The sequence below is a fragment of the Pseudomonas sp. Au-Pse12 genome, assembly GCF_021341665.1.
Classification (GTDB): Bacteria; Pseudomonadota; Gammaproteobacteria; order Pseudomonadales; family Pseudomonadaceae; genus Aquipseudomonas.
In genome coordinates, this window is the sequence record NZ_JAJTTH010000011.1 from 52,963 (window position 1) to 68,432 (window position 15,470).

General features: G+C 61.7%; 14 protein-coding genes and 1 tRNA gene. 7 read left to right on the forward strand and 8 right to left on the reverse strand.

Features of this window, described 5'->3' with window-relative positions; genetic code table 11:
• The first annotated feature begins 62 nt into the window (after positions 1-62).
• Together pobA and LXM55_RS26220 are read left to right on the forward strand one after the other, a co-directional pair.
• Positions 63-1,250, forward strand: coding sequence for a 4-hydroxybenzoate 3-monooxygenase (gene pobA, locus LXM55_RS26215; protein ID WP_233323064.1), 1,188 nt, complete (start codon positions 63-65; stop codon positions 1,248-1,250).
• 202 nt (positions 1,251-1,452) lie between these two features.
• Complete coding sequence (locus LXM55_RS26220) at positions 1,453-3,507, forward strand: TonB-dependent receptor domain-containing protein (protein WP_233323065.1); 2,055 nt, start codon at positions 1,453-1,455, stop codon at positions 3,505-3,507.
• Positions 3,508-3,564: 57 nt separating this feature from the next.
• On the opposite strand, the gene ychF is transcribed toward LXM55_RS26220, so the two are convergent.
• The 8 genes from ychF to LXM55_RS26260 form a co-directional block, all read right to left on the reverse strand.
• Positions 3,565-4,665 carry a redox-regulated ATPase YchF gene (gene ychF / locus LXM55_RS26225; protein ID WP_016967414.1) on the reverse strand — a complete coding sequence of 367 codons (1,101 nt, stop codon included), beginning with the start codon at positions 4,663-4,665 and terminating at the stop codon, positions 3,565-3,567.
• A gap of 23 nt (positions 4,666-4,688) precedes the next feature.
• Positions 4,689-5,273 (reverse strand): aminoacyl-tRNA hydrolase, encoded by a 585-nt coding sequence (pth, locus tag LXM55_RS26230; protein ID WP_047306057.1) that lies wholly within the window; start codon positions 5,271-5,273, stop codon positions 4,689-4,691.
• 168 nt (positions 5,274-5,441) lie between these two features.
• Entirely contained in the window at positions 5,442-6,041 is a 600-nt protein-coding gene (locus tag LXM55_RS26235) for a 50S ribosomal protein L25/general stress protein Ctc (RefSeq protein ID WP_233323066.1), read from the reverse strand.
• Between the two features lie 138 nt (positions 6,042-6,179).
• Positions 6,180-7,121, reverse strand: coding sequence for a ribose-phosphate pyrophosphokinase (locus tag LXM55_RS26240; RefSeq protein ID WP_003171603.1), 942 nt, complete (start codon positions 7,119-7,121; stop codon positions 6,180-6,182).
• Positions 7,122-7,169: 48 nt separating this feature from the next.
• Positions 7,170-7,244: transfer RNA gene (locus LXM55_RS26245), tRNA-Gln, on the reverse strand.
• A 36-nt stretch (positions 7,245-7,280) separates the two neighbouring features.
• On the reverse strand, positions 7,281-8,132 hold the full coding sequence (gene ispE, locus LXM55_RS26250) for a 4-(cytidine 5'-diphospho)-2-C-methyl-D-erythritol kinase (protein WP_233323067.1): 852 nt from the start codon (positions 8,130-8,132) through the stop codon (positions 7,281-7,283).
• Position 8,133: 1 nt separating this feature from the next.
• Positions 8,134-8,751, reverse strand: coding sequence for a lipoprotein insertase outer membrane protein LolB (gene lolB, locus LXM55_RS26255; RefSeq protein ID WP_233323068.1), 618 nt, complete (start codon positions 8,749-8,751; stop codon positions 8,134-8,136).
• 4 nt (positions 8,752-8,755) lie between these two features.
• Positions 8,756-10,480 (reverse strand): tetratricopeptide repeat protein, encoded by a 1,725-nt coding sequence (locus tag LXM55_RS26260; protein WP_233323069.1) that lies wholly within the window; start codon positions 10,478-10,480, stop codon positions 8,756-8,758.
• Positions 10,481-10,663: 183 nt separating this feature from the next.
• On the opposite strand from LXM55_RS26260, the gene hemA reads away from it, so the two are divergent.
• Genes hemA through murI form a run of 5 tightly spaced genes read left to right on the forward strand, consistent with a single transcriptional unit; the run spans position 10,664 to position 15,384 of the window.
• Positions 10,664-11,938 (forward strand): glutamyl-tRNA reductase, encoded by a 1,275-nt coding sequence (gene hemA, locus LXM55_RS26265; protein WP_233323070.1) that lies wholly within the window; start codon positions 10,664-10,666, stop codon positions 11,936-11,938.
• Positions 11,938-13,020 carry a peptide chain release factor 1 gene (prfA, locus tag LXM55_RS26270; RefSeq protein WP_233323071.1) on the forward strand — a complete coding sequence of 361 codons (1,083 nt, stop codon included), beginning with the start codon at positions 11,938-11,940 and terminating at the stop codon, positions 13,018-13,020. The genes hemA and prfA overlap by 1 nt, the downstream gene beginning before the upstream one ends.
• Positions 13,021-13,851: a peptide chain release factor N(5)-glutamine methyltransferase gene (gene prmC / locus LXM55_RS26275; RefSeq protein WP_233323072.1), complete on the forward strand. Its 831-nt coding sequence runs from the start codon at positions 13,021-13,023 to the stop codon at positions 13,849-13,851. It abuts the gene before it with no gap.
• Complete coding sequence (locus LXM55_RS26280) at positions 13,845-14,600, forward strand: molybdopterin-synthase adenylyltransferase MoeB (protein WP_233323073.1); 756 nt, start codon at positions 13,845-13,847, stop codon at positions 14,598-14,600. Before prmC ends, LXM55_RS26280 begins: the two co-directional genes overlap by 7 nt.
• Positions 14,593-15,384, forward strand: coding sequence for a glutamate racemase (murI, locus tag LXM55_RS26285; protein ID WP_233323074.1), 792 nt, complete (start codon positions 14,593-14,595; stop codon positions 15,382-15,384). The genes LXM55_RS26280 and murI overlap by 8 nt, the downstream gene beginning before the upstream one ends.
• Positions 15,385-15,470: the final 86 nt, after the last annotated feature.

A 15,470-nucleotide genomic window follows, 5' to 3' on the forward strand; every position in this document is an offset into this window, starting at 1 on the left:
ATAACCATAAATTCCGGATTTCGCCTGCACGGTGACTGGAATGCCCTTATGAGACGACAACAATGAAAACTCAGGTTGCGATTATCGGCGCCGGACCTTCCGGCCTTCTGCTGGGCCAACTGCTGCACAAGGCCGGCATCGACACGGTGATTGTCGAGCGCCAGACCCCGGATTACGTGCTCGGCCGCATCCGCGCCGGGGTGCTCGAACAGGGCACCGTGGACATGCTGCGCGAGGCCGGTGTGGCCCAGCGCATGGACGCCGAAGGCCTGGTTCACGAAGGGGTGGAACTGTTGATGGGCGGCAAGCGCGTGCGCATCGACCTCAAGGCCCTGACCGGTGGCAAGACGGTGATGGTCTACGGCCAGACCGAAGTCACCCGTGACCTGATGGAGGCCCGCGCGGCCAGCGGGGCGCCGATCATCTACTCGGCGGACAAGGTGCAGCCCCACGATATGAAGGGCGCACAGCCCTACCTCACCTATGAAAAGGACGGCCAGCAACACCGCATCGACTGCGACTACATCGCCGGCTGCGACGGTTTTCATGGCGTGGCACGCAAGAGCATTCCGGAGCAGGTGCTGACTCACTACGAGCGCGAGTACCCCTTCGGCTGGCTGGGGCTGTTGTCCGATACCCCGCCGGTCAACCATGAGCTGATCTATGGCCAGCATGAGCGCGGCTTTGTGCTGTGCAGCCAGCGCTCCCTGACTCGCAGCCGCTACTACCTGCAAGTGCCACTGAGCGACCAGGTCGAAGACTGGTCCGACGAGCGCTTCTGGAATGAGCTCAAGGCCCGTCTGCCGGCGGACGTGGCGGCGGATCTGGTGACCGGGCCAGCACTGGAGAAAAGCATCGCGCCGCTGCGCAGCTACGTGGTGGAGCCGATGCAGTACGGCAAGCTGTTCCTGGTCGGCGACGCTGCGCACATCGTCCCGCCCACTGGCGCCAAGGGCCTGAACCTGGCGGCTTCCGACGTGTGCTACCTGTACCGGATCCTGGTCAAGGTGTACCGCGAGGGGCGTACCGAACTGCTGGACAAGTACTCCGAGCTGGCCTTGCGTCGGGTCTGGAAGGGCGAGCGTTTCAGCTGGTTCATGACCAACCTGCTGCACGATTTCGGCGAGCACCAGGACGCCTGGGACCACAAGATGCAGCAGGCCGATCGTGAGTATTTCCTCAATTCCCACGCGGGCCTGGTGAACATTGCCGAGAACTATGTGGGCCTGCCTTACGAAGACGTCTGCTGAGCCTTCGGCGTTGTCAGCATCGGCCTTGGAACCGCTCGCGAACGGGGGTGGTGGCGGGGCCGTGTTTGCACATGGGCACGGGCCGAAATGTATCGGTCGAGAAACATTCCTATTTCTAAATGATATTTATTAGCATTACACTTCGATCCCCTCTCCCTTGATGCACCACCAAGGTGCATTGAATCGACAAGGATCGTTTGTCATGAAAGTCAGCTCCTGCCTGTTCAATTCGCTTCTGCTCAGCGCCGGTGTCGGTCTGTTGGCTCCGCTGGCGCAGGCTGGCGAGACTGCTGAAGAGGCCACGTCGGCGCCGCTGGCACTGGACACAGCCTTCGTTACCGCCTCCGGTGGCGCTACGGATCTCAAGGATGCCCCGGCCAGCGTCAGCGTCATTACCCGTGAGGAAATCGAGCGCCAGCCGGTCTACGACCTCAACACCCTGCTGCGCCGGGTGCCGGGAGTGACCGGTGGTTTCGGCCCGGTGGGCGAGCAGTCGAAGATCAAGCTGCGGGGCCTGGACGACAAGTACACGCTGATTCTGGTGGACGGCAAGCGCGTCGGCAGCTCCGCCGACCTGAGTTATCGTCGCGACCTGGCGCGCCAGGACCTGAACTGGATCTCGCCGAACATGATCGAGCGCATCGAGATCGTGCGGGGGCCGATGTCATCGCTGTATGGCTCGGACGCCATGGGCGGGGTGATCAACATCATCACGCGCAAGGTCTCGCGGACCTGGACCGGTTCGGCCAGCACCAACATCACCGTGCCCAAGGACTCCGACCGGGGCCAGACCACCCAGTACAGCGTCAATGCGGCGGGCCCGTTGACCGAATCCCTGGGCCTGCGCCTGGGCGCCAACGTTACGCGGCGGGCAGCGGATGAGGTCGCGGCGCGGCGCGATGCCCAGGGCGACTTCATGTACGACGACGGCGCCGGCGGCTCCAAGGACCAGAGCGTCAATGCCCTGCTGGACTGGCAGATCAACGAAGCGCAGAGCCTGTCCTTCGAGGCGGTGCATGGCGTTGAGCATGCCTGGTCGTCGAAGAAGACCTTTGGTGATTGGGACGAAACCGTTGGTGGCGCCTTCGGCCCCAGCCGGCTGACCCGCGACAGCTACATCCTGTCCCACAGCGGCGATTGGAGTTTCGGCACCTCCAAGCTCGATGCCTACCTGAACAAGTACCGCAATGACCTGGATGTGGGTAAGGCCAACTCCGAAGAGAAGATCGTCGAGGGCAGCCTCAACATGCCCTTCGAACTGCTGGTGGACCAGCGCCTGACGCTGGGCGGGCAATGGAAGCGTGAGGAACTGACCAACACCAATACCCTTGGCACCGTGCCCGTGGATTACCAGGGCACGCCGGTCAATGGCTCGACCTTGAAGGGCGATTATTCGGCGGCCTTTATCGAGGATGAACTGTTCCTGCTGGACAACCTGTCCCTGACCCTGGGCAACCGTTTCGACCACAGCGACAAGTACGGCAACCACAACAGTCCGCGGGCTTACGTGGTCTATCACCCGCATCCGGACTGGACCGTGCGCGGCGGTGTTTCCAAGGGTTTTCGTGCGCCGAGCCTGAAGGAAGGCAGTGCGGGAGCGGCGACCGAGTCCGGTGGCCGTGGTTGCGGCTCCTTGCGTCCGCTGGGTTATGGCGGCGGCAGTTGCTGGATGGCGGGCAACCCGAACCTGATGCCGGAAACCAGCACCAACAAGGAAATCGGCCTGTCGTTCGATCATGACGGCTGGGAAGCCGGCCTGACCTACTTCCACACCGATTTCACCGACAAGATCGAATACGGCCCGCTGGGTAAGTTTCAGGGCCGCTGGTGGACCATGCTGGAAAACGTCGACAAGGCCCGCACCCGTGGCTGGGAAGGCACCGCCCGGGTGCCGCTGGGTGATTCCGTGACGTGGCGCACCAACGCTACCTACATGCTGGAAAGCAGGAACCTGAGCACCGGCGAAGATCTGATCAGCTCGCCCAAGCTGTCGGCATTCAGCGCGCTGGACTGGCAGATCAACGACCGTTTGAGCACCGAACTGTCGGCGCAGCACGTCGGTAAGCAGCGGGGCATGGGCAATGACTTCGTGCAGTCCTACACCACCTACGACCTGACGGCGAATCTGGCGGTGACCCAGTGGCTGACGCTGAACGGCGGGGTACAGAACCTGATGGACAAGGACCTGCGAGACGGATCGACCAACTTCTACGTGCCCGGACGGGCGTTCTTCGCGGGGGCGACCACTTACTTCTAGGCCGCTGGATGAAGCGGGGGAATCAGCCCCATTGCCAGGCAATGGGGCTGAAGGGGATTAAACGTTGAAGCGGAAGTGCATCACGTCGCCATCCTTGACGATGTATTCCTTGCCTTCCAGGCGCCATTTACCGGCTTCCTTGGCACCGGCTTCACCCTTGAACTGGATGAAGTCGTTGTAGGCGATGACCTCGGCGCGGATGAAGCCTTTCTCGAAGTCGGTGTGGATCACGGCGGCCGCTTGTGGCGCGGTGGCGCCGACGCGCACGGTCCAGGCGCGGACTTCCTTCACCCCGGCGGTGAAGTAGGTCTGCAGGTTGAGCATTTCGTAGCCAGCGCGAATCACCCGGTTCAGGCCAGGCTCTTCCAGGCCCAGGGCCTCGAGGAACATGTCCTTTTCTTCGCCGTCTTCAAGCTCGGCGATTTCCGCTTCGATCTTGTTGCACACCGGCACCACCATGGCGCCTTCTTCTTCGGCGATGGCCTTGACCACGTCCAGCAGCGGGTTGTTCTCGAAGCCGTCTTCGGCAACGTTGGCGATGTACATCACCGGCTTGGTGGTCAGCAGGTGGAAGCCACGGATGATCAGCTTCTCGTCGCTGCTCATGTCCTTCATCAGGCTGCGGGCCGGCTTGCCTTCGGTGAAGTGGGCAATCAGCTGCTCCAGCAGGGCTTTCTGGGCCACCGCATCCTTGTCACCGCCCTTGGCGTTGCGAGCGACTTTCTGCAGCTGTTTCTCGCAGCTGTCGAGGTCGGCGAAGATCAGTTCCAGGTCGATGATCTCGATGTCGCGCTTGGGGTCGACGCTGTTGGACACGTGGATCACGTTGTCGTCTTCGAAGCAGCGAACCACGTGGGCAATGGCATCGGTTTCGCGGATGTTGGCCAGGAACTTGTTACCCAGGCCTTCACCTTTCGAGGCACCGGCCACCAGGCCGGCGATGTCGACGAACTCCATGGTGGTCGGCAGCACGCGCTCCGGCACGACGATCGCCGCCAGGGCATCCAGGCGCGGGTCGGGCATCGGCACGATACCGCTGTTGGGCTCGATGGTGCAGAAGGGGAAGTTCTCGGCCGCGATCCCGGATTTGGTCAGGGCGTTGAACAGGGTGGACTTGCCGACGTTAGGCAGGCCGACGATGCCGCAATTGAATCCCATGGTGTATTCCCCGAGGAGTAGAGTCAGGCCTTCTGGCTGTGCAGGTTTTTCATCGCGCGGTTCCATTCACCGGCGAAGATATCCGGCAGCACGCCGAGGGCAAAATCGATGCTGGCATCGAGTTTTTCCTGTTCGGCGCGTGGCGCACGACCCAGGACAAAGTTTGAAACCATACTGGCAACACCCGGGTGGCCAATGCCGAGCCGCAGGCGGTGAAAGGTATTCTGATTACCGAGCTGCGCGATGATGTCCCGCAGTCCGTTGTGCCCGCCATGCCCGCCGCCGGTCTTGAGCTTGGCGACGCCGGGTGGCAAGTCGAGTTCGTCGTGGGCCACCAGGATCTCTTCCGGCTTGATGCGAAAGAAGCCGGCAAGCGCCGCCACGGCCTGGCCGCTGCGGTTCATGTAGGTGGTGGGAATCAACAGACGAATGTCCTGACCCTGGTGACTGAAGCGCCCGGTCAGGCCGAAATATTTGCGATCGGCGACAAGGTTGACACCTTGTTTTTCGGCGACGCGCTCAACAAAAAGGGCCCCTGCGTTATGCCGGGTCTGTTCGTATTCGGCGCCTGGATTACCCAGGCCAACGATCAGTTTGATGGCAGTCACGATAGGGGCCCTTCTTTGGAGTGGTGGATAACATCGCCGCAACCGGTGCTACGGCGAAAGGGGACGACAAGAGCTCGGTTGCCTTGCGGCAAACTTCGCGTTCTCGCCCGCTTTCTCGCTACGTTCCAGTCCGCGATGTGTTCCGTTCAACTCCGGCGTCAGAGTGAATTACTCTGCTGCGCCTTCTTCTTTCTCAGAAGCAACACGTGGTGCGTAGACGTTGGCTACTGCCAGGTCGTTGCCGTGTGCCAGAGCAACAAACTCAACGCCTTTAGGAGCGTTGAGGTTGGACAGGTGGATCACGGTGCCGACGTCGGTTTCAGCCATGTCGACTTCGATGAACTCAGGCAGGTCTTTCGGCAGGCAGGAAACTTCGATCTCGGTGGCTGCGCGGAAGATCTCGCCGCCTTTCTTGATCGGTGCTGCTTCGTTGATCAGGTGCACTGGAACCATGGCGGTCAGTTTCTGACCAGCAACCACGCGAACGAAGTCAGCGTGCATCACGTGGCCTTTGGCCGGGTGACGTTGCAGGGCTTTGATCACAACGTTCTGCTTGGTGCCACCAACGTTCAGTTCGATGATGTGGCTGTAGGCAGCTTCGTTTTCCAGCAGCTTGGCGACTTCTTTGGCCAGCATGCTGATGGATTCAGGGGCTTTGTCGCCACCGTAAACTACAGCTGGAACCAGGCTTGCGAGACGACGCAGGCGGCGGCTCGCACCTTTCCCCAGGTCGGAACGCACTTCAGCATTCAGAGTAAAATCGTTCATGTTGTATCTCCAAAATAACCACACTCGCCCCAGCGTTTGCGACCAGCGCTAAAGGCGATATGGGCAAAAAAGCCCCGTCCCAACACAGGTTGGGACGGGGCGCTTTTCGTCATCGGGATGTTTTGCCAGGGACGAGCCCTAGCGGAACATCGCGCTGATCGATTCTTCGTTGCTGATACGGCGAACCGCTTCGGCAACTACCGGTGCGATATCCAGTTGACGGATACGCGCGCAGGCTTGTGCTGCAGCGGACAGCGGGATGGTGTTGGTCACCACCAGCTCGTCCAGCACGGAATTTTCAATGTTCTCGATGGCCCGGCCCGACAGCACAGGGTGTGTGCAGTAGGCAAAGACCTTGGCTGCGCCATGCTCTTTCAGGGCCTTGGCCGCGTGGCACAGTGTGCCGGCGGTATCGACCATGTCATCGACCAGAATGCAGGTGCGTCCTTCGACGTCGCCGATGATATGCATCACTTCGGAGTGATTGGCTTTCTCACGACGCTTGTCGATGATCCCGAGATCCACGCCCAGCGACTTGGCCACGGCACGTGCACGCACGACGCCACCAATGTCCGGGGACACGATCATCAGGTTTTCGAAACGCTGATCTTCGATGTCATCCACCAGAACCGGGGAACCGTAGATGTTATCTACCGGAATATCGAAGAAACCCTGAATCTGGTCAGCATGCAGATCAACCGTGAGAACACGGTCGATGCCGACTACGGTAAGCATGTCAGCGACGACTTTCGCGCTGATAGCCACACGTGCGGAACGCGGACGGCGATCCTGACGGGCATAACCAAAATAAGGAATAACAGCAGTGATACGAGTAGCTGAGGAGCGACGGAAGGCATCAGCCATCACGACGAGTTCCATCAGGTTATCGTTGGTCGGAGCGCAAGTCGGCTGAATAATGAAGACGTCTTTACCGCGGACATTTTCATTGATCTCGGCAGTAATTTCGCCGTCGGAAAATTTTCCAACAGAGATGTCACCGAGAGGGATATGCAGCTGACGTACGACACGCCGAGCCAGATCGGGGTTAGCGTTCCCCGTAAAGACCATCATCTTGGACACGCGCAGTACCTGAAGGCTGAGGGTATACCTGGATGAGTATAAGGAAAATGGCAGGGGCGGCTGGATTCGAACCAACGCATGGCAGGATCAAAACCTGCTGCCTTACCGCTTGGCGACGCCCCTGTATCTGTTGCTTCGAATGCCTGGCACTCGGTTCCTTTAGAGCAGACTTTGCAGCTTGCGATGCAACATCGAAACGTTGCTTCCTTTTGCCACAAACCCTGTAAGGGTCTCTGTAAGAAGGGCCGAGACTTTATCAGCTTCAGCTTTGCTTGGGAAGCCCCCAAACACACAACTTCCAGTTCCAGTCAGTTTTGCTTCGGTAAATTTACCTAGCAAATTCAATGCGTTACGTACTTCTGGATAACGCCTTGCGACTACCGGAAGGCAGTCGTTTCTGCTGTTTCCCTTGGGAACGGGGCGCACTTTAATGGGCGCGGTGTCGCGTGTCAACAACGGATCTGAAAAAATTTCTGCTGTACTAACAGACACTTGCGGCACCAGCACCAGATACCAGGGTTCTTCGGGGTATTCGGGGGTGAGTTTTTCCCCGACGCCTTCGGCGAAAGCGGCATGCCCACGCACGAAAACCGGGACGTCGGCGCCCAGGGTCAGACCGAGTGCGGCCAGCCGGTCTTCGTCCCAGCCCAGTTGCCACAGGTGGTTGAGGCCCAGCAAGGTGGTGGCGGCATTCGAACTGCCGCCGCCGATACCGCCGCCCATGGGCAGAATCTTGTCGATCCAGATGTCGATGCCCAGCGTACTGCCGGACTGTTCCTGGAGTTTCTTTGCCGCCTTGACGATCAGGTTGCTGTCGTGGGGCACGCCCTCGAACTCGGTATGCAGGCGAATCACGCCGTCATCACGCAGGGCGAAGGTGATTTCATCGCCGTAGTCGAGAAACTGGAACAGGGTCTGCAACTCGTGATAACCGTCTTCGCGACGACCGAGGATATGCAGCATCAGGTTGAGTTTGGCCGGCGAGGGCAGGGTCAGTTTTTTCACGGGCATCTCATTGCCCCAGCTTGCGTGGCTGCCATTCCTTGATCACCAGGGTGACGTCAAGGTCGCTGCCGTGCAGTTTGATTCGCTCGGGCAGCCAATAACCGTTCTGCTGCGAGTAGCTGCTGTATTCCACCTGCCAGCCATCCTGTTCCAGGCTGGCCAGGTGGCTGTCGCCGTCCAGGGTCAGGCGGCTTTTGCTGTCGGGGGCGGGCAGGCCGCGAACCCACCAGGCCAGATGAGACACCGGCAGTTTCCAGCCCAGCTGTTCTTCCAGGAGGGTTTCCGGGCTTGCAGCTTCATAGCGGCCCTGGTTGGCCACTTCCAGGCTGACCTGGCCGGGACGACCGGTCAGGCGCGCGGCGCCACGGCCCAGCGGGCCGGACAGGCGAATGTCGTAGTAGTCCTGGCGCTGCAGCCAGAACAGGGTGCCGCTACCCGAGTCCTTCGGGGCGCGAATGCCGATCTTGCCGTTGATCTGCCAGCCGTCGAGGCGGGTCAGTTGGTCTTTGTGCAGGCGCCATTGCGCGGGATTGCCCTGGCCCTGGACGGACTCGCGGGCACCGAAGCCGGCACAACCGGCCAGCAGGGCGATAAAGCTGAAAACAATGAAGTGGCGCAAAAGCATGGTCTTAAAGAGTCTCTGATCCGGTCAGGCGTTTGATGGTACTGCGTAGCACGGGGCTGTCCGGCTGCTCCTTGAGGAACTTGCGCCAGATCTGCTTGGCCTCGCGCTGCTTGCCGTTGTTCCACAGCACTTCACCCAGGTGCGCCGCCACTTCCTGATCGGGGAAACGTTCCAGGGCCTGGCGCAGCAGGCGCTCGGCCTCGTCCAGGTTGCCCAGGCGGAAATTCACCCAGCCCAGGCTGTCGAGTACCGCCGGGTCTTCCGGAGTCAACTGGTGGGCCTGCTCGATCAGTGTCTTGGCTTCGGCGTAGCGTGTGGTGCGGTCAGACAAGGTGTAGCCCAGGGCGTTCAATGCCATGGCGTTGTCCGGTTCGTGCTGGATGATCAGGCGCAGGTCCTTTTCCATCTGCGCCAGGTCGTTGCGTTTTTCCGCCTGCATCGCGCGGGTGTACAGCAGGTTCATGTCGTCGGGGTATTGCTGCAGGGCTTGCTGGATGACTTTCCAGGCACGTTCGCCCTGATTGTTCGCCGACAGGGTCTCGACTTCGATCAGGTACAGCTGGATGGCGTAGTCGGGCTGGGCGTCGCGGGCCGCCACCAGGCGTTTTTGTGCCTCATCGGTACGGCCGTTGTTCATCAGGATATCGGCCTGGCGCAATTGTGCCGGCAGGTAGTCATTGCCCGGGCCGACCTGGCCGTATTCGATCAGCGCCCCTTGCGGGTCATTGAGCTCTTCGGCGATCCGCCCCAGGTTCAGGTGCGCCGAGTCTTCGTGGCTTTCACGGGCAATCAGGTCTTCCAGATAGCCCTTGGCTTCTTCCCAGGCCTTGGCTTCCAGGCACACCAGGGCCAGGGAATAGCGCAGTTCGTCGTCTTCCGGATACTGCTGGACCAGGCTCGAGAACTGGGTCTTGGCATCGTCCATGCGGTCCTGCTCTACCAGCATGCGGGCGTAGGTCAGGCGCAGACGCTTGTCGTCCGGGTACTTGCGAATGCTTTTTTCCAGCAGTGGCAGGGCTTCTTTGCCCCGGTTCAGGCTTTGCAGCAGGCGCGCGCGCAGCAGCAGCGGGGCCACCTCACCGTCTTCTGGCGGGTTCTGCTCCAGCAGGGCCAGGGCTTCCTTGGCGTCGCCGTCCTGTTGCATCAGCAAGGCCTTGCCAAAAATCAGCTGGCTGTTGTGTGGGTGTTTCTGCAGCAGGCGGTCGAAGCTTTTCATCAGGCCGTTGCGCGTGTCCTGATCGGTGTCGGCAGCGGACAGGGCGAGAAAGTCGAAGTGGGTATCGCCCTTGCCTTGCAGAACCTTCTCCATATAGGCCATGGAGTCGTCATAGCGTCCGGCCCGGGCCAGCTGGATGGCGGCGGCTCGCTGCGCTTCGAGGTCGTCAGGCGCGTTTTTCGCCCAGATCAGCGCAGTGTCCAGGGCCGCCTGGTCGGCGCCCAGGTACTCGGCGATGCGAAAGGCCCGCTCGGAGATGCCAGGGTCCTGGGTGTTGATGGCCTGGGTCACGTAGTTGTCCAGGGCAATGTCGAAACGATTGCGCTGGCCCGCCAGTTCAGCGCTCAGCAGGCTGAAGACGGTGTCTTCGCTGAACGAGGAATAGACCTTGGGCTTTTCAGGGGCAGAGGTGCTGTCTTCCACCGGCGACGTAGCGTCCGATGAAATGGGTGCCAGGGATTGGCAACCACTGAGGAAGACAAAGGCGAGGAGCAACGCGGAGGATCTATTCATATAGGAAGAGGGCGACTAACCTGCGGTCGGATCATCATGACACAAGCCTTCGGTCAAACATAACCGAGACTCAACGGGATGCCAGAACAGAGGCAGTCTATTAGGACAATAGTCGGCGGTAGTTGTTCTGCGTCGGTCGAAGTAGGACAATTGCCGGCTTCTCGACATCATCAGCGACCTTGAATGGCCTTCCTTGCACTCGGTATTAACCACAAGACTGCTTCCGTAGACGTCCGCGAGCGCGTGGCCTTTACCCCTGAGCAGTTGGTTGAGGCCTTGCAGCAGCTCTGCCGACTCACCGACAGCCGCGAAGCTGCGATCCTCTCCACCTGCAATCGCAGTGAGCTCTATATAGAACAGGATCATCTTTCTGCGGATGTGGTGCTGCGCTGGCTGGCGGACTATCACCACCTGAGCCTAGACGAGCTTCGCGCCAGTGCCTATGTGCATGAAGACGATGCGGCAGTTCGTCACATGATGCGGGTGGCATCGGGCCTGGATTCGCTGGTGCTGGGCGAGCCGCAGATTCTCGGGCAGATGAAGTCCGCCTACGCCGTGGCCCGCGAGGCCGGCACCGTCGGGCCGCTGCTGGGCCGGCTGTTCCAGGCCACCTTCAGCGCCGCCAAGCAGGTGCGCACCGACACCGCGATTGGTGAGAACCCGGTGTCTGTGGCTTTTGCCGCGGTGAGCCTGGCGAAACAGATTTTCAGCGACCTGCAACGCAGCCAGGCGTTGCTGATCGGTGCGGGCGAGACCATCACCCTGGTAGCCCGGCACCTGCACGACCTGGGGGTCAAGCGCATCGTCGTGGCCAACCGCACCCTGGAACGCGCCAGTTTGCTGGCCGAACAGTTCGGCGCTCACGCGGTGCTGCTTTCGGATATCCCGCAGGAGCTGGTGCACAGCGACATCGTCATCAGTTCCACCGCCAGCCAGCTGCCGATCCTGGGTAAAGGCGCGGTGGAAAGCGCCTTGAAACTGCGCAAGCACAAGCCGATTTTCATGGTCGATATCGCCGTTCCACGGGATATCGAGTCAGAAGTCGGCGAGTTGGACGACGTTTACCTCTACACCGTCGACGACCTGCACGAAGTGGTCGCGGAAAACCTCAAGAGTCGCCAGGGCGCGGCCCAGGCTGCCGAGGAACTGGTGAACATCGGCGCCGAGGATTTCATGGTGCGCCTGCGCGAATTGGCGGCGGTGGATGTGCTCAAGGCCTATCGTCAACAGAGCGAGCGCCTGCGTGACGAAGAATTGCAGAAAGCCCTGCGCATGCTGGCCAACGGCAGCGGCGCCGAGGACGTGCTGGCCCAATTGGCCCGCGGCCTGACCAACAAATTGTTGCACGCGCCGAGCGTGCAGCTGAAAAAGCTCTCCGCCGAAGGCCGCCTCGATGCGCTGGCCATGGCCCAAGAACTCTTTGCCCTCGGTGAGGGCTCATCGGATAAAACCCCGTAATGAAAGCGTCACTGCTCAGTAAGCTGGACATTCTCCAGGATCGTTTCGAAGAACTGACCGCCTTGCTCGGCGATGCTGAGGTCATTTCCGATCAGGCCAAGTTCCGTGCCTATTCCAAGGAGTACGCGGAGGTCGAGCCGATCGTTGCTTCCTATAAACAGGTGCTCAAGGTCCAGGCGGACCTCGAAGGCGCCCAGGCGCTGCTCAAGGACAATGACCCGGACCTGCGGGAAATGGCCGCCGAGGAAGTGCGCGAGGCCAAGGAACAACTGGTCGAGCTGGAAAGCGCTCTGCAACGCATGCTGCTGCCCAAGGACCCGAACGACGGGCGCAACGTGTTCCTGGAAATCCGCGCCGGTACCGGTGGCGACGAGGCGGCCATTTTCTCCGGCGACCTGTTCCGCATGTATTCGCGCTACGCCGAACGGCGCGGCTGGCGGCTGGAGATCCTCTCGGAAAATGAGGGCGAGCACGGCGGCTACAAGGAAGTGATTGCCCGGGTCGAAGGCGAGAACGTCTACGGCAAGCTGAAATTCGAGTCTGGCGCGCACCGCGTGCAGCGGGTGCCGGCCACTGAATCCCAGGGCCGTATCCACACCTCGGCCTGCACCGTGGCGGTGCTGCCCGAACCGGACGAACAGGAAGCCATCGAGATCAACCCGGCGGACTTGCGCATCGACACCTATCGCTCCTCGGGTGCCGGCGGCCAGCACGTGAACAAGACCGACTCGGCGATCCGCATCACCCACATCCCTTCGGGGATCGTGGTGGAGTGCCAGGAAGAGCGTTCCCAGCACAAGAACCGGGCGCGGGCCATGTCCTGGCTGTCGGCCAAGCTCAACGACCAGCAGACCAGCGCCGCGGCCAACGCGATAGCCAGCGAACGCAAGCTGCTGGTGGGCTCGGGCGACCGTTCCGAGCGCATCCGCACCTACAACTTCCCCCAGGGCCGGGTCACCGATCACCGGATCAACCTGACCCTGTATTCCCTGGACGAAATCCTCGCCGGGGGTGTGGAGGCGGTCATCGAACCGCTGCTGGCTGAATATCAGGCCGATCAACTTGCGGCATTGGGTGAGTAAATGACCATCATCGCCAGCCTGCTGCGCGCCGCCCAACTGCCTGACTCGCCGACTCCGCGCCTGGATGCCGAGCTGCTCCTGGCTGCGGCGCTGGGCAAACCCCGCAGCTTTCTCCACACCTGGCCGGAGCGCATCGTGCCCAGCGAGGCGGCCCTGGTGTTCGCTGAATACCTGCAACGACGCCGCTCCGGCGAGCCGGTGGCCTACATCCTCGGCCAGCAAGGCTTCTGGAAACTCGACCTGGAAGTGGCGCCGCACACCCTGATCCCGCGTCCGGACACCGAACTGCTGGTGGATGCGGCGCTGGAACTGCTGCCCGCGACCCCGGCCAAGGTCCTCGACCTGGGCACTGGCAGCGGCGCCATCGCCCTGGCCCTGGCCAGCGAGCGCCCGGCTTGGCAGGTTACCGCGGTGGACCGGGTGCTGGAGGCCGTGGCCCTGGCCGAGCGCAACCGCCAGCGCCTGCAGTTGGACAACGTCACTGTGCTGAGCAGCCACTGGTTCAGTTCCATCGAGTCCCAGCGCTTTCACTTGATCATCAGCAACCCGCCCTACATTGCCGAGGCCGATCCGCATCTGGTGGCCGGCGACGTGCGCTTCGAGCCGGAAAGTGCCCTGGTGGCGGGCAAGGATGGCCTTGACGACCTGCGCCTGATCGTCGCCCAGGCCCCGCAACACCTGGAGGCCGGTGGCTGGCTGATGCTGGAACACGGTTACGACCAGGCGGAGGCGGTCCGCGAGTTGCTGACCGCGCAAGGCTTCATCGAAGTCCACAGCCGGGTCGACCTCGGCGGGCATCAGCGCATCAGCCTCGGGTGCCTGCCGTGCTGACCGATCAGGAGCTGTTGCGCTATAGCCGGCAGATTCTGTTGCAGCACGTTGATATCGACGGCCAATTGCGCCTCAAGCAGAGCCGCGTACTGATTGTCGGCCTCGGCGGCCTTGGTGCCCCGGCAGCCTTGTACTTGGCGGCCGCCGGGGTTGGCGAGCTGCACCTGGCCGACTTCGACAGCGTGGACCTGACCAACCTGCAACGCCAGATCATCCACGACAGCCACAGTGTCGGGGTCAGCAAGGTGGATTCGGCCATCAGCCGGCTGTCCGCCCTCAACCCGGAAATCCGCCTGGTGCCCCATCGCCAGGCACTGGATGTCGACAGTCTGGCCGCCGCCGTGGCCGCGGTGGACCTGGTGCTTGATTGCTCGGACAACTTCAGCACCCGCGAGGCGGTGAACGCCGCTTGCGTGATGGCCGGCAAGCCCCTGGTCAGTGGTGCGGCGATTCGCCTGGAAGGGCAGTTGTCGGTGTTCGACCCGCGCCGCCCGGAAAGCCCTTGCTACCACTGCCTGTATGGGCACGGCAGCGAAGCCGAACTGACCTGCAGCGAAGCCGGGGTGCTCGGGCCGCTGGTGGGCACCGTGGGCAGCCTGCAGGCGCTGGAAGCGCTGAAGCTGCTGGCCGGGTTTGGCGAGCCTCTGGTGGGCCGACTGTTATTGATCGATGCACTGGGGACGCGCTTTCGTGAGCTGCGCGTGAAGCGTGATCCCGGTTGCCGTGTCTGCGGAGTTCAGCATGAGTGAGGCGCCCATTGCGGTGTTCGATTCCGGTGTCGGCGGGCTGTCGGTATTGGCGGAAATACAGCACCTGCTGCCCAACGAATCGCTGCTGTACTTCGGCGATTGCGGGTATATCCCCTATGGCGAAAAGACCCCGGAGTTCATTCGCCAGCGTTGTGCCCTGATGGCGCGCTACTTCCGCGAGCAGGGCGCCAAGGCCCTGGTCCTGGCCTGCAACACCGCCACCGTGGCCGGAGTGGCCGACCTGCGCCGCGATTACCCGGATTGGCCCATCGTCGGCATGGAACCTGCGGTCAAGCCCGCGGCGGCGGCGACCCGCAGCGGCGTGGTCGGCGTGCTGGCCACCACCGGCACCTTGCAGAGCGCCAAGTTCGCCGCCTTGCTCGACCGCTTTGCCACGGATGTGAAAGTGGTCACCCAGCCCTGTCCCGGTCTGGTGGAAATGATCGAAAACGGCGACCTCGACAGCAGCGCTCTGCGGCAACTGTTGCAGGGCTATGTCGAACCGCTGCTGGCGGCCGGTTGCGACACCATCATCCTGGGGTGCACCCACTATCCGTTTCTCAAGCCGGTGCTGGTGCAGATGCTGCCGACGCACATCAGCCTGATCGACACTGGCGGCGCCGTTGCCCGGCAGTTGCAACGCCTGCTGGATGAGGGCGAGCTACGGGCCCGGGGCCCAGCCCGCGAGACCCGTTTCTGGACCAGCGGCGACGTCCCGCACTTTGTCCAGGTATTGCCGCTGCTGTGGAAAGGCCCGGGTAGCGTTCAGCGTTTCGAATTGTGAAAAAAACGTGAAAAACCCTCGGCCGTTGCTGAACTTCTGAGCGCGCGCGGGCTTCTATAACTTTTCCAGAAGGTTGTACAAGACCA